The organism is Terribacillus sp. DMT04, assembly GCF_019056395.1.
Classification (GTDB): domain Bacteria; phylum Bacillota; class Bacilli; order Bacillales; family Amphibacillaceae; genus Terribacillus; species Terribacillus aidingensis_A.
In genome coordinates, this window is record NZ_CP077639.1 from 612,465 (window position 1) to 635,977 (window position 23,513).

Annotated in this window: 19 protein-coding genes and 1 pseudogene; 13 read left to right on the top strand and 7 right to left on the bottom strand. The window is 39.5% G+C overall.

Translation table 11 applies throughout. The features are described from left to right. Positions 1 to 59: 59 nt before the first annotated feature. Positions 60 to 836, top strand: coding sequence for a putative hydro-lyase (locus tag KS242_RS03395; RefSeq protein WP_254391791.1), 777 nt, complete (start codon positions 60 to 62; stop codon positions 834 to 836). Positions 837 to 898: 62 nt separating this feature from the next. On the opposite strand, the gene KS242_RS03400 is transcribed toward KS242_RS03395, so the two are convergent. Further along, complete coding sequence (locus KS242_RS03400) at positions 899 to 2,389, bottom strand: flotillin family protein (RefSeq protein WP_217323018.1); 1,491 nt, start codon at positions 2,387 to 2,389, stop codon at positions 899 to 901. Between the two features lie 190 nt (positions 2,390 to 2,579). On the opposite strand from KS242_RS03400, the gene KS242_RS03405 reads away from it, so the two are divergent. The 3 genes and pseudogenes from KS242_RS03405 (at position 2,580) to KS242_RS03415 (ending at position 6,145) form a co-directional block, all read left to right on the top strand. After that, positions 2,580 to 3,833, top strand: coding sequence for a methyl-accepting chemotaxis protein (locus tag KS242_RS03405; protein WP_217323019.1), 1,254 nt, complete (start codon positions 2,580 to 2,582; stop codon positions 3,831 to 3,833). A gap of 594 nt (positions 3,834 to 4,427) precedes the next feature. Continuing rightward, positions 4,428 to 5,387, top strand: a pseudogene (locus KS242_RS03410) (IS30 family transposase). A gap of 251 nt (positions 5,388 to 5,638) precedes the next feature. After that, positions 5,639 to 6,145: a hypothetical protein gene (locus KS242_RS03415; RefSeq protein WP_217323020.1), complete on the top strand. Its 507-nt coding sequence runs from the start codon at positions 5,639 to 5,641 to the stop codon at positions 6,143 to 6,145. Positions 6,146 to 6,667: 522 nt separating this feature from the next. On the opposite strand, the gene KS242_RS03420 is transcribed toward KS242_RS03415, so the two are convergent. Continuing rightward, on the bottom strand, positions 6,668 to 6,925 hold the full coding sequence (locus tag KS242_RS03420; protein ID WP_217323021.1) for a hypothetical protein: 258 nt from the start codon (positions 6,923 to 6,925) through the stop codon (positions 6,668 to 6,670). A gap of 642 nt (positions 6,926 to 7,567) precedes the next feature. On the opposite strand from KS242_RS03420, the gene KS242_RS18240 reads away from it, so the two are divergent. From KS242_RS18240 to KS242_RS03435, 3 genes are all read left to right on the top strand, one after another. Next, entirely contained in the window at positions 7,568 to 10,609 is a 3,042-nt protein-coding gene (locus KS242_RS18240; protein ID WP_217323022.1) for a phosphatase PAP2 family protein, read from the top strand. A 179-nt stretch (positions 10,610 to 10,788) separates the two neighbouring features. Beyond that, entirely contained in the window at positions 10,789 to 11,985 is a 1,197-nt protein-coding gene (locus tag KS242_RS03430; RefSeq protein WP_217323023.1) for a class I SAM-dependent rRNA methyltransferase, read from the top strand. Positions 11,986 to 12,406: 421 nt separating this feature from the next. Beyond that, positions 12,407 to 13,636, top strand: a complete 1,230-nt coding sequence (locus KS242_RS03435; RefSeq protein WP_217323024.1) for a CynX/NimT family MFS transporter — start codon at positions 12,407 to 12,409, stop codon at positions 13,634 to 13,636. Positions 13,637 to 14,040: 404 nt separating this feature from the next. On the opposite strand, the gene KS242_RS03440 is transcribed toward KS242_RS03435, so the two are convergent. Beyond that, positions 14,041 to 15,726, bottom strand: coding sequence for a methyl-accepting chemotaxis protein (locus KS242_RS03440; RefSeq protein ID WP_217324046.1), 1,686 nt, complete (start codon positions 15,724 to 15,726; stop codon positions 14,041 to 14,043). A 235-nt stretch (positions 15,727 to 15,961) separates the two neighbouring features. Next, on the bottom strand, positions 15,962 to 16,759 hold the full coding sequence (locus tag KS242_RS03445; protein ID WP_217323025.1) for an AAC(3) family N-acetyltransferase: 798 nt from the start codon (positions 16,757 to 16,759) through the stop codon (positions 15,962 to 15,964). A gap of 155 nt (positions 16,760 to 16,914) precedes the next feature. Between KS242_RS03445 and KS242_RS03450 the strand changes: the two genes are divergently transcribed. From KS242_RS03450 to KS242_RS03460, 3 genes are all read left to right on the top strand, one after another. Beyond that, complete coding sequence (locus KS242_RS03450) at positions 16,915 to 17,148, top strand: hypothetical protein (RefSeq protein ID WP_217323026.1); 234 nt, start codon at positions 16,915 to 16,917, stop codon at positions 17,146 to 17,148. Between the two features lie 175 nt (positions 17,149 to 17,323). Then, positions 17,324 to 17,491, top strand: a complete 168-nt coding sequence (locus tag KS242_RS03455) for a hypothetical protein (protein WP_217323027.1) — start codon at positions 17,324 to 17,326, stop codon at positions 17,489 to 17,491. Positions 17,492 to 17,739: 248 nt separating this feature from the next. Beyond that, positions 17,740 to 18,831: a low temperature requirement protein A gene (locus KS242_RS03460; protein WP_217323028.1), complete on the top strand. Its 1,092-nt coding sequence runs from the start codon at positions 17,740 to 17,742 to the stop codon at positions 18,829 to 18,831. Between the two features lie 64 nt (positions 18,832 to 18,895). On the opposite strand, the gene KS242_RS03465 is transcribed toward KS242_RS03460, so the two are convergent. Both KS242_RS03465 and KS242_RS03470 read right to left on the bottom strand, forming a co-directional pair. After that, positions 18,896 to 19,387, bottom strand: coding sequence for a hypothetical protein (locus KS242_RS03465; protein WP_217323029.1), 492 nt, complete (start codon positions 19,385 to 19,387; stop codon positions 18,896 to 18,898). Positions 19,388 to 19,575: 188 nt separating this feature from the next. After that, positions 19,576 to 19,707: a lipoprotein gene (locus tag KS242_RS03470; protein WP_217323030.1), complete on the bottom strand. Its 132-nt coding sequence runs from the start codon at positions 19,705 to 19,707 to the stop codon at positions 19,576 to 19,578. 336 nt (positions 19,708 to 20,043) lie between these two features. Between KS242_RS03470 and KS242_RS18010 the strand changes: the two genes are divergently transcribed. From KS242_RS18010 to KS242_RS03480, 3 genes are read left to right on the top strand one after another with little or no spacing between them, the layout of a single operon-like run. Then, complete coding sequence (locus tag KS242_RS18010) at positions 20,044 to 20,187, top strand: hypothetical protein (protein WP_254391792.1); 144 nt, start codon at positions 20,044 to 20,046, stop codon at positions 20,185 to 20,187. After that, positions 20,166 to 20,723 carry a type 1 glutamine amidotransferase domain-containing protein gene (locus KS242_RS03475; RefSeq protein ID WP_254391793.1) on the top strand — a complete coding sequence of 186 codons (558 nt, stop codon included), beginning with the start codon at positions 20,166 to 20,168 and terminating at the stop codon, positions 20,721 to 20,723. The genes KS242_RS18010 and KS242_RS03475 overlap by 22 nt, the downstream gene beginning before the upstream one ends. A 3-nt stretch (positions 20,724 to 20,726) precedes the next feature. Then, positions 20,727 to 21,497: an SDR family NAD(P)-dependent oxidoreductase gene (locus KS242_RS03480; RefSeq protein ID WP_217323031.1), complete on the top strand. Its 771-nt coding sequence runs from the start codon at positions 20,727 to 20,729 to the stop codon at positions 21,495 to 21,497. 50 nt (positions 21,498 to 21,547) lie between these two features. Here KS242_RS03480 and fbp read toward each other — a convergent pair whose 3' ends face one another. Next, positions 21,548 to 23,479, bottom strand: a complete 1,932-nt coding sequence (gene fbp / locus KS242_RS03485) for a fructose-1,6-bisphosphatase (protein WP_217323032.1) — start codon at positions 23,477 to 23,479, stop codon at positions 21,548 to 21,550. Positions 23,480 to 23,513 lie beyond the last annotated feature (34 nt).

Here is a 23,513-nt window from a genome sequence, read left to right on the forward strand (position 1 = left end):
ATTTAAGGGGTTAAATGGAATTAATAGAAATAGATAAAGAGCCACAGGAGGAATTACAGGTGAAACCAAGTACTATAAGAGAACAAATCAGAAGCGGTAAACATAAATCGCACACATCTGGTGTAGCAAATGATTACGTCCAAGCAAACTTAGCAATTGTACCAAAAGAATATGCTTTTGATTTTTTGCTGTTTGCGAATCGAAATCCGAAGTCTTGTCCAATCATTGACGTATTAGAAGCCGGAGAAGTTGAATCTGTGCTGGCTGCTGGTTCAGATATTCGCAGTGATATTCCGCAATATTTTGTGTATGAGTATGGCAAATTAACGAAGAAGGTTCATGATCTGAAAGAAATCTGGCGGGATGACTTTGTCTCGTTTTTAATCGGCTGCAGCTTCACATTTGAAAGTCAGCTGTTAAAAGAAGGCGTACCTTTAAAGCATATTGAGCAGAACAAAAACGTGGCGATGTATATTACCAACTGTCAGACAAAGCCGGCTGGTCAGTTCAGTGGACCTGTGGTAGTGTCCATGAGGCCGATAAAAAACGAGCTTGTGCAAAAAGCAATTGACGTTACCGCACAGTTCCCGAACATGCATGGTTCGCCAGTTCACGTGGGAAATCCAAAAGAAATAGGGATTAAAGATATCAGCAAGCCTGATTTTGGCGAATTTGTGGAAATAGCAGAAGGGGAAACGCCTGTTTTCTGGGAATGTGGTGTGACACCGCAATCAGCAGCGATTCATTCTCAGATTCCGTATGTGATTACGCATGCGCCGGGGCATATGTTTATTACAGATGTTACGAATGAAGAGTTTTTGCGGGATAGAACTTGATTAATTAGTGTTCTAGAATATAAATGAAGAGACCTATGCATCAGCACGGGTCTCTTCATTTTTTATTTGTTAGTGTTATAATCGTCGAAATGCTGCTCAGAATCATCAAACATAATCTGCGGCTGCTGCTCAGATTCCACTCGATTTTCATCCACATCATTAGTAGATTTCGGCGTACTAATATTTTGCAAGAACCCTTCCAAATCAAAACCAGTCATCTGACCAAGACTCTCTTGGAGATTAGCCATTGTATTTGTCACAGTATTAGGCAAGGAGTTAATCCCACCGCCTGACCCATTATCCAAAATACGGATAGACTCAACATTGCTGAATGATTCGCTGATTGCTCGTGCATAGTCTGGCATGATGTCTATGAGTTTTTCTCTTAAGATGACGTCTTGGTGCTTCGCCATTGCTTGGGCGCGTTTTTCAATTGCTTCAACTTCGGCGATGCTCTTTTGTCGGATGACTGCGGCTTCTGCTTCCCCTTCGACTTTTCTTGCTTCGGCGCGGGCTTGTGCTTCTTTTGTTTTGGTGAGATATTCTGCTTCGGCTTTTTGCTTTTGTACTTCTACTTGCTGCTGTTCCAGTTTAACGTCGTTTTCACGCTCTTTCTGGCGCAGTCTTAAGTCACTTTCTTGTTCCTGTTCTTTGATTTCCAGACGCTGTTTCTCGATGCCTAGGCGTTTCTCTTCTTTCTCCAGTTCGTATGCGGCTTCGGAGATGGCTCTTTCACGCTCTGTTTCTGCTTTGATTTGGGCATCTTTGATGTCTTTTGTTTTACGGACTTCTGCGATATTCATCTCACGCTGATACTTTTCACGTGATACTTCTTCGTTTACTTCTGCTCGTTTTAGTTCGGTTTCCCGTTTGTTGTTCGCTTCTGCAATTTCAGCTTCTTTTTCGATTTCGGCGATCTGCGGACGACCCAAGTTTTCTAGGTACCCATCGTCATCGCTAATGTCTGTGAGTCCAAGTGACGTGATACGGAAGCCCATGTCATTTAGTTCTTTTTGGGCGATTTTACGCACATCTTCATTGAAACGTTCTCGGTCGCCGTTGATTTGCTCCACCGTCATACTGGATAAAATAGCCCGCAGACTGGAGTTTAGTACTTCACCAATTTCCAGCTCGATTTCTTCCTGTTCTTTCCCGAGGAACTGCTCGGCGTAGCGGACAATCCCTTCTAGTGTATCTGCTACTTTGACTGTTGCGACAGCTTCTCCGTAAACACCAACATGTTGAGCGGTATATACTTTTGGTGTTTTGATTTGTAATTGGAATGATTTCAAAGATACTTTTGTGCCGGTTTGGAACATTCTTAGTCTGTGACCGCCACCACGGATCACTTTCATATAGCGTCCTTGATCATCTTTATAAATATTTGTTTCCTTTGTCTCATCGCCAAGTTTCGGGCCGGTAACGATGAGTGCTTCGTTGGATGGGACGGTGCGGAATCTAACTTTCATATAAATGAACCATATAGTTCCTCCGATTGCTGCCAGCACAGCAAGTGTAATAACAATGGCAATAATTCCTATACCTTCTAACATGTGTTTGCATCTCCTTTATATGTATTTGTATTACATTACGAGTTACCTTGACTTTTAGTTTCAATATCTTAGTAGGAATTCAATAAATGTTATGTAGGGAAAGTTGTAGTTGTCTATTTAAATTGTACTAGTTTATCTTCTAAACAATTTGGGTATTTAAGCTTAGGTAGTACATTAGGAGGATAATAACATGAGTAATAAAGTACCATTTTGGAGAAGGCTGCAAGTACATATAAGCTTGCTGCTGATTATTGTTTTATTAGTTAACACCACTATTTCTAATATCATTATTGATTTAATTGACATGACAGGTATTAAGCTTGGCATTCTGGGGATATGGATAAATAATTTTATGAATATTATTGTCGCAACAATACTTATTAGCTTACTCATCCATTTTCTCGTTTTAAAACCAACTAAAAATATGATTGAAAAGATAAAAAGATTTGAAGATGGCGATACGGAAATCCGGTTGGAAGAAAGTAAGCAAAAAAATGAAATTACTGTGCTCTCAACTCGCTTAAATCAACTTTTCGATAAGGTCACTACGTTTCATATGCAGCAAAAGGAACAGATTGATATTGTGGATTCTAAATCGAAAAGTATCTCAACAAAGGTTGATGTAATTACAGAGTCTTTACTTAAATTGAATAAAAATCAAGAGCAGGTTACGGCTTACTCTCAGCAAAACGTTGGATCTTTTGAAGAAACAACCTCCATTACGGAGAATATGAATACTGCATTTCAGGCTATAGCTACTGAGTTGAAAGAAGTCACAGAAAGTTTTAAGACGATGAAGGTGAAAACTGAATCAGGAATTAATGAAATACAACAATCTTCTAATACAATGGGAAATATAGCGAGAAAATCCAATCAAGTGAGAGATGAAGTTCTGAAGTTAGTAGAAGATACTTCGAAAATTAAAGATGTTGTTTCATTTATTGTGGAAATATCAGATCAAACAAACCTGCTTGCCCTGAATGCTTCCATCGAAGCAGCTCGTGCCGGTGAACACGGCAAAGGCTTTGCTGTTGTGGCACAAGAGATAAGAAAATTAGCTGAACGGTCTGTCACGGCGACAAGTCAGATTACTGATACAGTGGAACATATACGTACGAACGTTGATAAAATTGCTGAGCAAGCGGAAGATAGCTCTATACATATTAATTCAGAGGCTGACAATATACTTTCAATAAATGAAAGCTTTCGAACAAATATTCATGATATTGTAATGAACATCGATTATATAGAGAAAATCAGTAAAAAAACACAGGAAATTGCCGTTTCAAGTTCGGAAATATCATCAACAATGGAGGAACTGACCGTTAACACAGAAGAAACGAACCACAATATTATGGAGATGAACGACGCATTGCAAAGCCAACTGGAAGAAACGAAAGAAGTTCAAAACGAGGTTAAATCCTTGCGGTTGTCTTTTCTGTAATCTGTAGAGAAAGAGAAACTTTTAGATATCTATATGCAAAGTTTGAAATGAGAATATAATAACTTAAATTACTGCACCGCGGGAGAAGATAAGGTAATTGACTCAATCGCGGTAAATATTTCTGACCTGAATACAGCGGATTGTGCTGTATTCAGGTCATTTCTCGTGGCGAACATCTTGTTGTAGTATGGGTGCTTCATAGAGAGCATGGGTACCTTAACTGAATTCATATTGCATTGAAAATAGGCATAGTTAATTTCATCAGAACATCCTTTTAATCTTGCAACTATTGCTTTTAACCCCTGTCAAAAGTATTGTATTAGTTATTTAGTTATTAAAAAAACGAGAATATATGGATATTTTTTATGATTTTAATGATGACAGCATAACCCAAATTGGATGTTACGCTACGTGTGGCCAGAAGATAGATGTTGGCTCATTATGAAAATTGGCATTCTCCATGGGAAAAGCCCCTAAATTAAGGATGTTTTTTTATTCACGTGGATTGTAAAATTAAGCTAGACAACTAAAAAGGCCATTCGTGGTACACTCAACATGTATTTCCAGCTAAAGAAAACAGAGGAGTGATCACGAATGACCTACACCCATCTTACCACGGATGAGCTAGTATTAATAGAATCTTATTTTCATCATCAGGTATCCACAGCTAACATTGCTTTACGACTCCATCGTTCCAGACAAACCATTCACAACGTTGTCCAGTTTTTGAAACAAGGCTATACAGCGCTGGATTATTATCAGCAGTATAAGCGAAACAAGCAGCGCTGCGGACGAAACAAAATCAGCTTATCGTCCGACTAACAGGCTTATATTACGGAAAAGGTGGGACAAGGCTGGACTCCGGATGTCATCGTCGGAAGAGCAGAACAGCCTATTTCCTGTTCTGTTCGCACGCTTTATCGCCGGTTTAAGGAGAGACTTTTTGACGAGTCGACACTTCCCATGAAAGGCAAGCGAAAGCCCAACGGTCACCAGGAACGCCGGGGTAAACAAGCTTTCAAACGAAGCATGACGGATCGGGAGGCTGCTCATCCTCTCTACAAGGAAGAGTTTGGTCATCTGGAAGGCGATACGATTGTTGGCGTACGCCATAAAAGTGCAGTCATCACTCTTGTGGAGCGACTGTCGAAAGTCATCATTACCTTGAAGCCAGAAGGACGTAAAGCCAGTGATATTGAAAAAGCGATGGATACGTGGCTGCAGTCTGTCCCTCGCCACTTATTTAAGTCAATCACGTTCGACTGCGGAAAGGAATTCTCTAACTGGAAAACCCTTTCGAATCAGCACGATGTCGGCATTTTCTTCGCTGATCCCGGCACTCCATCCCAGCGGGCGCTCAATGAAAATTCCAATGGTCTATTGCGAAAAGATGGGCTGCCTAAGGAAATGGACTTTACTATAATTGACCAGAATTTCGTTTCAGCAGTCGCAAACAGGCGAAATCACATACCGAGAAAGTCTTTAAACTATCGTACACCAATGGAGAAATTTTTGAGTTACCTAGATGAATCTTTTTTGTCTAGCTTATATTGACAATTGAGATCATTTAAGTCTAGTCTTATACATTTATAAGAAGTAGATATATCTTTTATATCTTTTCAGAAAGATTTACTATAACCTTCTCAGTTAATTATCTATAAAATTCGACAAATCAATTTACATATTTTTTACATGTAAATTATTTACCTATTTTGTATTATAGTGTAATCTATGGTTGAACAATTAAATTCATCCATTACATAGGAAGAATAAGTTGTATCAACTAAGGAACGGGAGAGGAAAGTATGAAAATGAAAAGTAAAAAGCCTCTAGTAACTCTGTCACTCGCTGCTATGTTAGGGACAGCTCTGCTTCCTACTACAGGAGCATTCGCCGCTGAAAAAGATTACAAGGATTCAAGTATTTCATCTTCTACTTCTGTTACACAAGAAAGCGTTCCCGAAATTAGTGGTAAAACAGTTAGCGAATCAGAAATCAAAAATCTTAGTGAAGTTTATTTGATTAACGGAGTAGCCTTTAATAGCAATGGTGACAGAATAGTAACTGACGGGTTTTCAACACAGGGAAGACTAACTTGGGCAGTCAAAATACTTAGAGAAGCATATGATTCTTTCCCTCAGAGTGTTAAGAACAGAATTGGCGGGTTAGCAGCTTTTGGAACTGTACTAAAGACTGTAGAAAACTATACAGGCAGCATAGAAGCAGCTTTAATTGAAGGATTCAAAGATATAGGTATGTCAAATTTTTGGGCAACAGCTACTACTAAAACAATTACATTTCTTGTCCTTTAAACTAAAAAAAGCTGACTTTAATAGTCAGCTTTTTTTCTATTCTTTAATTTTTCAATCGACCATACCACTGTAATTCCAATAATCAAAATGTCAATTAAATTAAGTGAGTTAGATAATGCATCAGCAAACGAATTACCATTGCTTAGTCTATAGATAAAAGACCCTAGAGAAAATAACGCGAAATACACAAGCATGTAAAATACTTTTCTAGTGATCAACCATATTAAAAGCCCTACTGCAATTACACCAGAGACAAACCAAACCATATGATATCCTTCCCTTCTCTCATTTTTTCTTCTGGCATTTTCTAAAAATGGAAAAATATTATCTGATATTAGGTTTTTCATTGTACTATAACTATGTCTGTATTTCACCCTTATTAACAATTTTTTTACAATCCAAATTCTTAATTAAATGTGAAGAGTGCAACAAGTAAACACCTAGGTAGATTAACGTAATGTAATCTCTTGATTTTTCAAATTCGTTAGATAATTTGGAACCGGGGATGTGATCCCTTGACGTTTATCTAATAAGTAATATTTTCATTGCCTCATAATAAGCATCTTTTAATGAGTCAGTGAAGATATTGATATCATTACCCTCCATTGATTCAATCCTATATGAGTCAAGATGAGATGTAACTATAACTCTGCCATTTTCTAAGATATGATTATCTTTATTAGATTTAGTGAAAGTAATCCACTTACCTTCAATTACAATTTTTATTGCTGGGAGAATAATAACTCTTTTCTCCATAACCCACTCCGTTAAAAGCTTCATCTATATCCTTTTTGAATTTATCAGCTTCTTGGTTTATTTCACTTTTGCTAAAGTACATATCATTTAATGACCTCACATAGTTTCTCATCCACATACTACAATTCCTCCCTTTCCGTCTTTATTCGACAGATAATGAGGATATTCCTTGTAAATTATCTCTCATACAATTAAAAATCGAATTCTGTTTCGCTGGCAGCAACTTCGCCCGATTTTCAATCTCATTCCATCCTCGGGCCAGTGTCAGAAAATCTAAATCCGTATCCTACCACTACTTTGATTATAGGAGGATGTGGAATGTCTAATAACGTTTGATGTAAGCAGATTCTGAAGGTATTGGTTAACTAGGTATTAACAAATAGGGGCTTGCCATTAGTGGTTACACTTTTGAGAGGTTTCTTTTTATTTCCTGAATGGCAAAAATGAGTTCGATATGGACCTCTCAACCACGTACTTTCATCAATAGCAATGTATTGTTTCACTTCTAAACAAAGACTTGCTTTTTTTCAACAAGTACCCCCACCGTTCTTCAACTTTACAAAAAAAACACCAAAATTCAACAAAATCCCTGCATTCATTTAACAAGAATCCCATAGAGTTGAAGTTGTGATTATAACATACACTTGAAAAGGAGATGGAATATGTATGAAATTCTTTAAGAAAACCGCAATCATACTATTACTTGCAGTGCTAGCTGTGAATTCTGCGGAGCTTCCTGTTTTGGCAGCTAGTCAACAGGAATTGACAAAGCCTGCCAAACCTCAAGGGGTAGCAGGAGAAATAAATACAACTCCTCCTGAAGTTGGGTACCCTTTACCAGCAGTAGATCATGGCGGAAATGCTAATGACCCTATACTAAAGAATATAGCTGGGACTAATCCTTTTATAGGTATTTTAGACGGTTTTGATCAGGTTTGGTCGATGAATCAACCGGATTGGCGAGACGGAACTGCTTTAACGGTACCAGGCGCAAACGGTGAGGTTGCGAAGTATGGTGACGGGCCTACCGTTTATTTTGATGGGTATAAAAATGATGAGACAAAGATAGTAGCGGATAAGAAGACATATGCTAATGCAGAAATCAGAGATCCGGCGACTTGGCAAGCTAATATTAGGTATGTAGAAGACGTTACGAACAACAGGACGGACGAAGAGGCTTTAGCGGCTTATTATGATGATCAAAGAGACAAGATATACAGTATGATGGAAGCTTATGGACCGTTAGCTAATACCTATGTAGATATGGTAAATCCGGTGACCAGTGTTGTCAGATCACCAGACGACATGAATGTATTATTGGAAGAAGCCACTGCAGAAGATCAGAGTCAAGGAATGGGGCAATGGGAGGGATCTGAACTATCAGATGCTTTAGACGTAGTTCATTTACTCAGATTTAGGAATCCCGCTTCTTCCAATCCCTCTAAGTACTTTTTCTCCTCTCCAAGGCCTTATAGAATGAATTCAAATGGAGAAGTGAAAGAAGTTGTGGATGAAAATGGTTTATCAGAATGGGAAACAATCGGCAGTGGGGAAAGTAAGGTAGAAGAATTACCTTCAGGTGGTAAAAAGGAAACAGGAGAAAAACATCATCAACAATACGAAACAAATGTAAAAGTAATTCCTGCATTAGAATATGTAAAAAGAAAAGCAGAAGACGGTAGAGGGAAAGATGGAGCCTTTCCAAGCGGGCATACAAGCGCATCTTATTTGTCTACATTCGGATTTGCATACGCAACGCCTGAAAGATATGCTGAATTTTTAACCAGAGCAGCTCAAATGGGAGAAAATAGAATTGTTACTGGTATGCATTCGCCTCTTGATGTTATAGGAGCAAGAATACAATCGACTGCAATGACTGCATACGCATTCAACCTGGCAGAAAACGAAGCGGTATTAGATAAGGCCTATAAAAATGCTGGGGAAGTATTTGGTGAAGTAGCTGATGCAAATGGAATGAGTTTGTACGACTATGCACATACGGTAACGGAGGACTATACGTTTGAAAGTGCATACGATGAACAAAAATGGGAAGATCATGATGCAAATAAAGCATTCTACCGGGAAAAACTTACATACGGATTGCCTCAAACCGGCGAAAAAGGTTTAGACCCTGTAGTTCCTAAAGGCGCTGAAGCTTTATTGGAAACGCGTCAGCCTTATTTGACTGATACACAGCGTCGAGAAGTATTGTATACAACAGAAATTGAATCAGGTTACCCTGTAATAGACGAATCAAATGGTTGGGGAAGACTTGATTTGGTAACAGCTTCTGATGGATACGGTGCGTTTTTAAGCAATGTAACAGTCAATATGGATGCTTCAAAAGGAAGATTTAATGCCCAGGATTGGTGGAGAAATGATATAACTGGCAGTGGTATGCTAACCAAGCAAGGAACAGGAACACTTACACTGACAGGAAATAATAGTTATGCAGGAGGTACACTGCTGGAGGGAGGAACGTTAGAAGCTGCTTCTGCGACTGCCTTTGGTGATGGGGACCTTTATGTAGAAGATGGTACAGTTTTAGTTACAAGTGAAAAGCCTCTACATGTAAATGGTAATGTAACGATGGAAGACGGCAGTCTGGATATCGCAATGGATAATAGCGATACGCAGCTACATGCAGACGGACAGTTATACCTTGATGGCGGAGAGCTGGAACTAGATCTTTCTAATTATGAGATAGACAAGGCTGCGGATATTACGTTAATGACTGCGGACAAGGTGAACGGTAAATTCGATACGGTAACCGCAGATGGTTATGATGTAACAGTCACATATAACGACAACAGTGCTGTAGCACATATCGAACCAATCGATAGTTCTGATCCAGGTACAGAAGAGCCTGAAACACCAGGCAACGAAGAGGGTCCTAAAGATCCAGAAGATACGGATGAACCAGAAAGCCCAGAGAAACAAACGAGTGTTACCATAACACCTGAGGTTATCGATGGCGAGGCAACAATTCAGACAGACTCGCTTTATCAACTAACTGACCAAGGTGAATTATTGATAGATTTACAGGAACAGAATGACTCTGTTAAGCTAGTATTTACTTCAGAGCAAATAGAATGGCTGAAAGAGCATCAGATAAGCATTAACATTGAGTTGAAGAATGTAAGCTTACAACTAGCAGCTTCGAATTTCACTAATGAATCCGAATCTGCAGCTATTCAGTTTGAACGTCTTGCTGATATTGATCAAGCGGTAAGTGCAGTTTATGACTTTACAATCACACAAGGCGGAAAAGAACTAAAAACCTTCGAGGAAAAAGTGACACTGACTTTCTCCGTTGATAGCGACAAGGTAAACAATCAAGACAAGGTACAAATCTTCTATCAAAATCCAGAAAGCGAAGAATGGGAAGCAATTGGCGGAGAGTGGCAAGATGGACACGTGACAGCACAAACCAATCATCTAAGTACCTACACCGCTTTTGAAGATGGAGAAGTACTTCCGCAACCTGTAACAGAAGATGAAGAAACATTACAGCAGCCTGAACAAGAGAACGGAAAAACACAGCATCAACCTGAAACGGAAAACGGGAAAACACAGCAACAATCTGAAGCAGGAGACGGACAGAAACTACCAAACACCGCCACTAATACCTATCAGTACTTGTTAGCTGGGTTGATTCTTCTTGTAAGTGGAACGATTTTCTTAGTTATAAGAAGAAAAAAAGCATAATTGGTAAGTAAATCAATAGGTAATTAACAGAGCCAAAAGGCTTTTCATCAGTCAATAGACTTTTGAGAAGCCTTTTTTCTTTCTTAATAGGTTGAGTCGGGTTTGTTTTAACAGGAATTTCGCTAATTTTATTAAACAATGGCATAATTAATATAAACCAGAAAAGTAAGGATGACAGTATGAGACAGTTAGTAGAAGTAAAAGTAAAACCGAAGTCGGTTCAAAATATAACAAATGGCTATCCGTTACTCGCTAAGGAAGCGGTTGAAATTTCAGGAGTAACAATGGATGAAGGAAGTATTTTACGCTTAGTTGATTCTAGCGGCAAATATCTTGCAACAGCATATTATGGCCTGCAAAATAAAGGGATAGGCTGGGTTTTAACGCGTAAAGAACAGGAAAAGATTGATGCGACGTTTTTTGTTAAGAAACTTAGTGCTGCTGTTGCTAGACGGAAGAATTTATACGAAACAGAAGATACGACTGCTTTCCGTGTATTTAATGGGGAAGGTGACGGTATCGGCGGTTTAATCATTGATTACTATGACGGCTTTTATATGGTGAGCTGGTATAGTGAAGGGATGTATTCCTTCCGTGAAGCTATCTATCAAGCTTTGGGTGAAGCGGTAGAAGTGCGCGGTCTATATGAGAAATTACGATTTAATACAAATGGCCAATACGTGGAACAAGATGATTATGTGTCCGGTGAAAAGGGAGAATTTCCTTTGATTGTTTTGGAAAACGGGATGAAATATGCGGTTGATTTAAATGATGGAGCCATGACAGGTATCTTCTTAGATCAGCGTAATGTGCGGAAGGCATTACGTGACCAATATTCAGATGGAAAAACGGTCCTGAATACATTTTCTTATACAGGTGCGTTTTCCGTAGCAGCTGCTCTTGGTGGTGCGGTGAAGACAACAAGCGTGGACGTAGCAAAACGAAGCCTGCCAAAAACAATCGAGCAATTTGCCGTAAATGAAATTGATTATGAAGCGCAGGATATTAAAGTGATGGATGTATTTGATTACTTCCGATATGCGGCTCGACATGATTTGAAGTTTGATGTTGTCGTATTGGATCCGCCCAGCTTTGCGCGAACAAAGAAGATCACGTTCAGTACAGCCAAGGATTATCCGAAGCTGCTTAAAGATACCTTGAAGATAACAAGTGATGATGGCGTAATTATTGCATCCACAAATAACGCTAGCTTCAACATGAAGAAGTTTAAAACATTTATTGATAAAGCATTTACCGAAACGAATACACGCTACAAAATCTTAGAAGAACACCAGCTGCCAGAAGATTTTACTGTACCAAACAATTACCCCGAATTTAACTATTTAAAAGTCGTATTTATAAAAGTAATGAAGTAGGGATGTGTCGAACATGAAATATAACAAAGCAACCATGACGAAATTAATTGACCAAAACAGCGAATTACGTCAAGAATTAAAAAGGCTCTAAGCTGAAATGGACTTAGAAAAAGATTTTGCTGTTAAGGCACTTTATCATTCTTTTGTAGCGAATAGCGGTAAATATATGGAGGATTATAAGGCATTAGAGCGTCCTTGATAGTAGCGTTGATGACGAACAAAACGCTTTTAGCAGGATTAAATTCTAGAGATGCCTTGCTCAGAAGGTTTTTAATAATTCGTAAGGGAGTAGCCAACAGCTGCTCCCTTTTTCTAAGAGTTAACTCGGTTAAAAGTTGGAATTCATGAATTAACTTCTACTTCCGTTATGATATCTTTGTTAGTATTAATTATCGCATCTAAAATAGGAAGGACTTCTTCTGTGAACAGACTTAGAACAAATAAACAACAACGCTATTATACAATCTTATTAATCTTGGCGATTATCTTCATTGCCGCAACACTGCGTTCACCGCTTACTTCGGTAGGCCCGCTGATTCCTTTCTTCCGTGAAGAACTGGATGTTTCCAATGCGCTAATAGGTTTAGTGAATACACTGCCACTTATTGCATTTGGTGTTTTTTCTTCGTTGGTGCCAAAAATATCGAGTAAATTTGGCATGGAGTTAACGCTGTTAGCTGCGATGTGTATGCTTGCCGTCGGTATTTTTATTCGGGCTTTAAGCGGAGTTCCACTGCTGCTATTTGGCACGTTGCTGCTCGGCATGGCGATAGCTTTTGGTAACGTGCTGATGCCAGGGTTGATTAAGTCAACTTTTCCTTATCAAATTGGGCTGATGACGGGTATTTATTCTGTTTCGATGAATATCTTCGGTGCGCTGGCTTCCGGTATCGCTGTTCCGATAGCTTCTGTGCCCAGCTTCGGCTGGCGAAATGCGATGCAGATCTGGAGTATCCTCTCTATCATTGCCATAATAATATTGGTTCTACGAATTCCAGCAATGCGTGCGTCGGGAAAGAAAACGTTTGTGCAAGTAGAGATCAGCCCATCAAGGGGAATATTTAGATCGAAAATTGCTTGGGCAGTCACTTTATTCATGGGCTTGCAATCCTTTATACCGTACAGCCTGTTCACCTGGCTGCCGGATATTTTAATGACAAAAGGATTTGATGAAAGTGAAGCGGGCTGGCTTATTGCCATCTATCAGGTTGGATTGATGCCAACAACCTTCCTAGCACCTATTATCGCCGGCAGAATGAAGAGTCAGCGGCTGATAGGCTGTTTGGCAGGTCTTTTATTCTTCTTCGGTCTACTAGGAGTCTCGCTTATTTCATCTAGTTTAATTATTGTACCGCTGATTATTACAGGCATTGGCGCAGGAACAGCCTTTAGTGTAGCAATGATGTTCTTTGTACTGCGCACCAATACAGTTTCCGAATCTTCGCAGCTGTCCAGTATGGCCCAATCAGTGGGCTATTTATTAGCTTCGCTGGGGCCACTCCTGCTTGGAACCATTGCTGAGCAGACAAATGGATGGACGATACCACTCCTGATTCTTATGACCGCTGCTCTGTGCATAGCGTTCCTAGGGACAATAGCGGGTAAGAATCAGAAGATCTTTGTGGATACTGAGAATGTTAAAAGCGAATAAATGGGATAAGAGTTCAGAGGAATTTTCTCTGGGCTCTTTTTTGATATACGATGGTTGCAAGTAGTGGAGTTTAATCTTGTTGTCAGATTGTTGGCTGGTTTCTATGTTGCTAATCTAGTAAAAGAAATAAAATTCTTGTTATACTAGAAAAAGGATAATATTGGTTTAACGATATAGATAAAGAATGGGTGAGCATACATATGGCAATCTTCTATAAAACAGAGAAAAACGATAGGCAAGCTCTACTATAAAAATTACTATTAGCATGCAAATAGTAGAGTTGATACTACAAATTGTTATAAAGTAAGAGGTATATACATGAAATACATTAAGACGAAAGTAGGTCCCGCAGAAAATAACTGCGGGACCTACTTTAATTCTTTCAACAACATGGAATTGTTTTTCTAATACTTAAATCGACCAACCACCATCTGCAATTCTTCCGCCAAATGCGAAAGTGAAACAGCAGCACTTGAGATTTCCTCCATTGACCCTAACTGTTCCGCTGTTGCTACTGCGGCTGCGCCGGATCTGTTTGCTGTTTCCTTCGTTCCTGTGTCCAGAGTTGAAATCGTATGCTGAATAACGTCAACGCCTGCCGTTAGTTGTTGTGTGGCAGCTGCAACTTCTTGAATTTGAGAGGTTACTTGTTCTACGTAGCTTACTATTTCGTCAAATTGCTGTTTAGTTTCAAGCGTTAGATTCATTCCTGAAGCTACGTTTTGCTGTACGTTATTGATATTAAGTTCCGTATCTTTTGAGTCTGCTTCGATTGTGGAAACGAGTTGCTTGATATGGCTTGCTGATGTATTTGTTTCATCAGCAAGCTTGCGAACTTCTTCTGCTACAACAGCAAAGCCTTTTCCGTGTTCTCCTGCTCGTGCAGCTTCTATGGCAGCATTTAATGCAAGGAGGTTCGTTTGTTCCGAGATATCTGTGATAAAGGAGGAGATGTGACTTATCTCGGTTGTGCCCTTCATTAATGATGCTAATCCATTGCCAGCTTCGCGAACGGACTGGTCAATTAATGCCATTTGTTCGGAGGTTGTATGTATCGACGCGGCACCTATCTCTGCTTTGTCTTTCATAAGAGATGAACTTTCCGCAATGTTAGTGGTATTTTCCGCCACGCTGGAGAGACTCGCTAATATTTCCGTGATTGATGCATTGCTTTTCTCGGTCATTGTACTTTGGTTTGTACTCGTTGCAGCAATTTCCTTCATAGATTGCGAAATTTGATCAGAAGTTGCTCTGGACTGCTCGGCACTTGCTGATAATTCTTCTGAAGAAGCTGCCACTTGCTGAGATGAGCTGCTTATTTGCTTTACAATACCTGCAAGAGAGTCAACAAATGCATTAAACGAAGTAGCGAGCTGGCCGAATTCGTCTTTACTGTTTACATCTACTGTTTGTGTGAGATCTGCATCTCCCTGTGCAATCTCTTCCAGCTGTTGATTCAAGCTTCTAAGCGGTACTAAGATAGACCTTAGCAGGAGCAGACTTAAAATAATTCCTAGTACAATAGAAATGATTGTCACAGCTGTGATGAACCACTTGCTAACCAATCCGTAGCTATGAATATCATTTTTAAGGTCTGTTACATCCTCATTCAACTGATCGACTAAGTCATTTACGGATGGATCTAATACTTCCTTCCGTAAGGTTCGTTCCTCGCCGAAGTGAAGTGCTTCAGCTTCCTCTGAATTGGAAGTATATTGAGAAATAACTTCCTGATTCATGCCCCAGAAAGCTGTGAAATTCGTTCGGATATCATCTACATTTTGCGTATACGCTTGGTTGTGGATCAGTGTTTCTAATTGATCCAAAGTAGAAAAGATGTCGTCACTTTTTTCTTGCATTCCATCAGCAAATTGACTATCACCAGTGACGAGAAACCCTCTCTCATCATTGGACAAGCCGGCTAATCGGTACTGTACATGTTTGATTTGATTCTGAAATTCCATTTTATCCTTTAAGATTTCATTCTTCTCGACCATAGAAGAATTGATATAAAGAGAGGAACCTCCAATTAAAACTAATGAAAATATCAATATGGAGATAATCCCTAAGAGTTTTGTTTTAATTTTCACCATGCCATTCCTTTCTTCCTAAAAGTATCTATCTGAAGCATTTTGCTTATATTAAGTTATGCAAGCTACAGAATTTGTAATAACATGCACTTCTTTATATCGGTAACTTCAATCTTTTTTAAAGTGAAGCATGCTATTTTATCTTTTAGGCAATGAAGGAAGAAAAAAGCGGGTGACCATTATCATTTGGTCACCCACGCTTCGTTTAAGCAAAAAATATTATACTAGGAAACATCTATCCTTGAAGATAACTAGCTGTATAATCAACAATAGCTGGCTGAGACATCAGTCTCGCCTCTGCATCTCCAATCTTACCAAGGCTTACATGATGTTCTTTCTCGAATGCTTCTCCGATAGCGGGAAAGCGTTCTTCATCATATTCTATATCAGAAAATGTCTTCCAAATCTTCTTCCCATTCTCAAATACTGGACTGCTCTTCGTAATAACTGGCATATGTCCAGCTCTATGCTCTCCAAGATGCATGGAAGTATTGTTGTCATAACCGATTCCGAGCAGCAGAACGTGTCCATTTAAATCATAGATGCTTGCCAGCGGAGAGTCTTCTCCAAGCCCATAATCTAAAGAATGAGTGCCTGTGATTTTGTCTTGATGCTTCCCCCAGGCTGCGAAGGAGGAAACAGGATGATAGCTGCGCTTCACATCAGGGAAGGTTAGAAACGTATCAACAATTTTCCCCATAAAGAAGGCGGGAGTTATCTGGGGGTCAAATGCTGGCATTTCTTCTCGGATTGTTTGCCACCATGCTTCTGGCACTGGCGGGTTTCCCCACTCTGCAGGGTCCGATACGTTGGCGCTGTGAGCAGGCATAATTAGTGTCCCGCTCGGTGTTAAGACATCTTGCAGTGCTTGTATGACAGCTACTGGACCGCCGCAAACCCAACCCAATGTGCTCATAGAGCTGTGGACTAAGACGGTCATTCCTTCTGTTAAACCTAGATTTCGCAGATCGTTTGCTATGGAACTGCGCGTTTGCGGAGTATTTGTGTTTTGAATCATATCTTGTTCAGACATGGCTAAGCTCCTAAACTATTATTTTATTTCTTATTTTAGAATATTTTAACATATGGAGAGTTCTATTTGGTTACAAGCACCAAAATAATCTACCAAATACTGCAAATAAAAGCTAAGATAGGAATATAACTACCTATAGGCAGGGGATGGCGAAGATGTACTTATTATCAGGTGTTTTATCACTTTTAGCTTCATTTGTGATGTTCTTTGTAATTCAAGTCTTATCTCTTATTTCTCCGCATGAAATCGTTTCTGATGCGGGCGGAAGTCAAAGTGCATATGCCGGCAGTATATTGTGGTGGCCGCTATTAGCGCTGGTGATGGGAATTGGTTTTATTATTATTCATCTAAGGAGAAGGGCGAACAGGGTGCAGCAGGAGGAGAAATGAAGCTCTCACTGTATATGAAAAACTCCTTTAATTTATGCAAAAAGTTTCTATTAAATATAACAGCCGATTATCGCTAAGCTTAACACTTATTTACGATAGCTTGACCACTCCTTAACAACAGTTTGGTATCTTACTTACGTATCTTATTTTGTTTATCAAAAAGGAGAGGTTTTCTTTGCTTAAAAAATGGATGCTGGCTGTGGGATTAGTATCAGTATTAGCGTTGGCGGCTTGCGGTAATGACGATGAAGAACCAGCTGATGATGAACAAATTGAAGAGCAAGAAGATCAAGATGATGCAGGTGAAACAGATGAAGGTACAGAGGAAGAAGAATCCAATTAACATAGTTTTTATAAGCGTGCCGCTGTGGTGCGCTTTTTTAATGCTTTAAGCAGATTTAGGTTTTTAGCAAATCATACATAACTAACTACCAGCTACTTATAGAATGATTATTCTGGTAATATGCTTATATAGAGCATTCAATTGTTATGTACTTACCTAAATGGTAGAAAACAGGTTATGCCTTATGACAAGAAAAATGTTCTGAATAGTGAGTCTAAAATAGATTATAACGTGGAGGAAGTGGTGGGGTGTTCGAGAAGAAAGTAACATGGTTGGAGCTTTTTTATGATTTACTGTTTGTGGCGTCTGTTGCAGTGGCTACTCATGTATTGTTTCATGTAGAAGATGGCCACGTACATACCGAGTATCTGTTTAAGTTTGTCCTGATATTTGTGCCGATTTGGTGGGCTTGGGTAGGGCAGACGATGTTTGTGAACCGCTTTGGAATGGACTTGTTTCATCAACGGTTATTTTTAATTGTGCAGATGTTCTTTGCTTTAGTTATGACTTCAAGTTTATCCGTTGATTTTGATCCGTATTACCTTTCCTTCTTAATTGGCTATATTGGCTTGCGAGCAGTTACTGCTATCCAATACTTTGTAGTGCAGCGTATAGAAGAAGGAGCCAGGAAAGAAGCTGCTTTGTACCTCGGGAAGTATTTTTGGGTAGGCATTGTCGTTTCATTGCTTTCTCTGTTCTTTGATTCATGGCTGCGCTATGTGGTGCTATACGCAGGTATCTTAATTGATATCATCGTACCTATACTAGGGAGAAGATATCTAGTAAAAGTGCCGACCAATACAGCGCATTTATTGGAACGGTTTGGCTTATTCACTATTATTCTCTTTGGTGAATCACTTGTCAGTACGCTGGCGATTATTCAGCCCACACAAGGAGATTGGAATTCGATTGGATTTGCTGTTATCTCATTCTTGCTGATTATCGCTATGTGGTGGCAGTATTTTGATAATGTAGAGAAAAAAGTAGACAAATCAATCCAAACCGCCGGACAAACGATTATTTATGGTCATCTCTTTATTTTAATGTCTTTGAGTGCAATAGCAGCGTCCATCCGAATTATGGCTTTAGATGAGGTGGACTATTATTTTAACTTATACTTTATCTTCGGTTCTGTTTTACTTTATTTCTTTTCAACTACATTTGTGTTCCATCAATACAGACATGCCCACCATCGATTGAAAGTCTATCATTTAGGACTATTTCTTGGGATTTTAGGTGTGTTCTTTGTCTTTAATTTGCTAGTGCCAATGCCATATATCCTTATCGTAGCGGAAATGACTATATTTTTTATTATCTATGCGAAGCTGACTACAACATAAAGCAATCGCAAAGATTACCTGGAATTTACCAAAAAGGCTCACCATAAGGTGCGCCTTTTTTCATCTAATTCTGCTGCAAACACAAAACGATTACTTTGTAAGGGACAGTCTGAGCTGGGATACTCTTTGTCGCAGGTCCATACACCACGATAAGGTCCCTATTGGCTAGGTTACTCGTAAACGCTTGCCCGTTTGTAAGCAGCAATGGCGTATACGGAGAAAGGTTTAGTTGCAGCTGTCCATCATTACTTATAAGCTGCTCATTAAAGTAACTTACCTTTACATTCTGATTCCTGTTTTCTTTCACCATAACAAGCGCTGCATATTGGGGCGGGTAAATAAGAATTGCCGGTGCATCGCCATTATAGTAGCCAGTTACGACATCGCCGACAGCTAGCATGCTATGGTCCACAAAGTAAGTGGAAGGAGATGCGATAAAATTGACAACCGCGCCGGCATTGTTTTCTAATGTTATAAACTTATAGCAGCCCTCGCCATTCTGAGGAAAGTCACGAATTGTCGTAACAGTTCCCTGGAAGGAATAAAAGTTGGTCATAAACATACCTCCCGTGCATTCCCTGTAGGATATGTAGGTTTGCGACTTGGGGTTGGGTGAATGTCTTGTGTGGAGGTAATAACTCTTACGTTTATTATGAATAGAGAAATCGCGAAAAGCATGTAAAAGGAAAAACGACTATTTTCAATAACAAGCATCTACTGCCTATATATTCGTTAATTTTTTTCTTACTTATCCTCATTTTCGTTAATCCATTCAAACGAGTGGCCATCTTTTTTTTCTGGGTCGGCTTCCCGTACTTCAAAAGAACATCCAGCTAATAAAAATATAGAGGCTAGCAATAACAATATCTTCTTCAAAGTGACTCCTCCTTCACTTGAATTAATTTCCAGTTTTCTTCTTATTCTACTGTAGATTTGTCGAGAATTGTACATTATTTTACATTTTGTTTGAGTGAAGATTTAGTTGAGTTAGAGTAACTACTCGTAAGGAGAGTAGGAGGAGTAATATTTTAAGGAGTAAAAAGAAAGCAATATGGTTTTAAACTTGGCTTGCTGCATAGTAAATCTCATGTATTAGCTGCCTAACTATATCGAACAATAAAGAAGAAATTTCTAAAAAAAGGATGACTTATATGGTCGTTTTTTATGGGGAATCGGGTAAAGCCCATCATCAGAAATAAGGAGGAATATGAAATGGCGAAAATCTTAGCTGTCTTATCAAGCGGATATAAAGATGAAGCTAATAACTATGAAACAGGCTGGTGGGGGAGGAACTGTTTGCACCTCTTCATGCTTTGGAAGAAGCGGGACATCAGGTGGATCTGGCTTCTCCATTAGGCGGAAAACCTGTGGTTGATCAGACAAGCTTCTTACCAGAGTATGATCCAGAGGGAACGTTTAAGGCGCTGTATGAAACTGGGCGGGCGGATGAGACGCAAAGAATAGCAGATGCAGACCCGGAGGATTACGATGTTGTTTTAATCGTAGGCGGTCATGGCGCGATGTATGATCTAGCTAAGAATGAAGATTTGCACCGGATTATCAATACTATTTATGACAATGGCGGAATTGTTGCGGCAGAATGTCATGGGCCAGCGCCACTGATTTGGACGATGCGGCCAGATGGATCCAGCATTATAGCTGGCAAAAAAGTGACGGGCTATCCGGATGAAATTGAACCAGAAGGCTTATTGGATATTCTGCCTTTCAGCCTGGAGCAGGAAATGACGAAGGTCGCTGATTATGAAAAAGGGAATCTGGATAAACCAGCTCATGCTGTTTGGGCTGACAAGCAGATTGTTACAAGCCGTGATCCATTTTCGTCTAAACTAATGGGAGAAGAGTTAGTAAAAGCACTGAAAGAGGCGAACTAAAGTATGACAGGAATGTTTGATTTAACTGGCAAAGCGGCTATTGTAACAGGAGCAGGGAGAGGGATAGGTCGTACGCTTGCAGAAGGTTTGGCTAATGCTGGCGCAGATGTGGCATTAGTGGCACGTACAGAAAAAGAAGTGACCGAAGCTGCTGATAAAATAGCGGCTACTACTGGTTGCAGTACGTTAGCATTAGTGTGCGATGTTACGGACAGTGAGTCGGTGCAAAACACGGTAAAAAAAGTGTATGAGCACTTTGGTCATCTTGATATCTTAATAAATAATGCTGGTACTAGCGTTCGGGAGACAACCTTGGAACTATCAGAAGAAAACTGGGATATGGTTATGGATGTGAACTTTAAATCGGTATTCTTAATGTCTAAAGCAGCCGGTAAATACATGGTAAAACAAAACTTCGGACGAATCATTAATGTCGCGTCTGTTGCATCTGCTTTAACGCTATCGTCAGGCACGCCCTATGGACCAAGTAAAGCAGGCGTTGTGCAGCTAACGAGGCAAATGGCAAACGAATGGGCAACAAAAGGGATTACGGTAAATGCGATTAGTCCTTGGTTCTTTAAAACAGCATTAAATGCAGCATCATTAGAAAACGAAGAATTCCGCAGTACATTAGAGAAACGAACGCCAATGAAGCGACTTGGCAAATTAGAAGAGCTAGTTGCACCTGTCATCATGTTCAGTTCTGACAGCTCGAGCTACATTACTGGACAAAACCTCTTTATCGATGGCGGCGTAACAACGTATGCATTTTAAGCTATGCAAAGAAACTCCAGAGCTCAATGCTCTGGAGTCTTTTTGTACCTTTACTTCATATACCGATATTCCATCAAATCTTTCAAAATGGATATCTCTTGGCATAACTCCTCGCCGACGTTGGTTTCAAGCACCTTTTTCCGTTCTAGCTCTTTGTCGACCAATCGTTTCACAGATAAGACATCTGTTCCGTCGTTTAGCACTTCATTTTTTGAGTTAAAATGCTTATGAGCGACAAGCTGCATGCCATAGGAATTGTACAGCAAGGTGTAGCCGGCAATGCCGGTTGTGGATTGATAGGCTTTAGAAAAACCGCCGTCGATAACGATAATTCGTCCATTTGCTTTAATCGGGTTCTCGCCTTCAATCTCTTTTACTGGAGTATGCCCATTTATAATATGCCCATGTTGTGGGTCTAAATCAAATTCTGTCAGGATTTTGTGACATGTATCTTCATTTTCGCGCAAATAATAATAGTGATTTTTCACTTCTTTATGAATGGTTTTATCTTCAATAAAGTAACGTTCAAATGTTGTCATCGCTCGTTTCCCGAAGAGGGAGGAGTATTCGCCTGTCCATAAATACCAGACCATGTCCGTTGCAAGATCGTCTGTTTTTTCTGGCGAAGCAAATGCTTCACGAAGGTACTTTTCAAAGCGATCGAGCAGTTCACGACCTGCGTAAGACTTGCCTTCAATCTCCATCTTCTCCATATCGCCGTTTTCATCAATTGGAATACAGCCGTGAATTAATAGATTTCCGTTATATCGTAAATACAGACTGCCTTTTCGCATTAAGAAATTCATGTGTCGAGCTAATTTCTCAGAATGCTGGACAGAGAATAACAGCTTATCGATAACTTGCTGTTCTTCTTCTAATAGCATATCGGGTTGTTTCGGATTAATTGTAGCAAAACAAGTATTTTTCAAATCATATGTGCTGCCGCCTAGCGTAATGTCGTTGGAAGTATAGTCAATTTTTTCAAGCAGCAAGCGTTCTTTCATATTGAAATTCGGCCGTCTTTTGATAATCGGGCTTTCTAGTTTAAACTGGATCATGGCAATTGCCTGATGCATTTTAGTGATCTGTTGTATCTCATGCTCTGAAGTTTTTTTATCTGTCTGCGTTTTTGGACGAAAAGCAGGATTGTCATCATAATATTTCTCCGCTAGATTCAACAGAGGACGAAGATTAATACCATAAGCATCTTCAATGATGTCCAGATTATCATAACGTGCACAAATACGAAGAATATTTGCTAAACACACCTTTGATCCAGCAAAAGCACCAATCCAGAGCACATCATGATTTCCCCATTGCACGTCAACAGAGTGGTAATTAATAAGCTCCTCCATAATCTTATCTGGTTCTGGTCCGCGATCGTAAATATCGCCGACAACATGTAAGTGGTCTACGACTAGCTGCTGCGTGCTGTAAGCTAGTCCAATCACGAGCTTTTCAGCTTGTCCAAGGGTAATCACTTGCTCAATAATCTCGGAGTAATATTGTTCTTTATTACCGTTTTCTTCTGTTTTATATAGAAGCTCTTCAATGATATAAGCAAACTGGCTAGGAAGCGCCTTCCGTAATTTTGAGCGCGTATATTTAGAAGAAGAATAAGAAACGAGCTTGATCAGCCGTTTGATCGTTTTTTTGTACCACTCATTTAATGCTTCATCTTTATTAAAGTCATTTTTGATAACTTGAAGTTTGTCTTCCGGATAATAAACCAATGCAGCCAATTCATCGATTTCCTTCTCATAAATGCTGCCGCTAAAAATATCTCTGATTTTCTCTTTTACTCTCCCGGAACCATTGCGCAACACATGTTGAAAGGCTTGATACTCGCCGTGCAAATCACTGACAAAATGCTCTGTCCCTTTTGGTAAGTTAAGGATGGCTTTTAAATTAATGATTTCCGTAACAACTTTCTCTTCCGTATCATATTTTTGTGCCAGTAAGTCTAAGTATTTGGTATTCACCGTTGCATAGCTCCTTTAAAACTAAATCGTATAT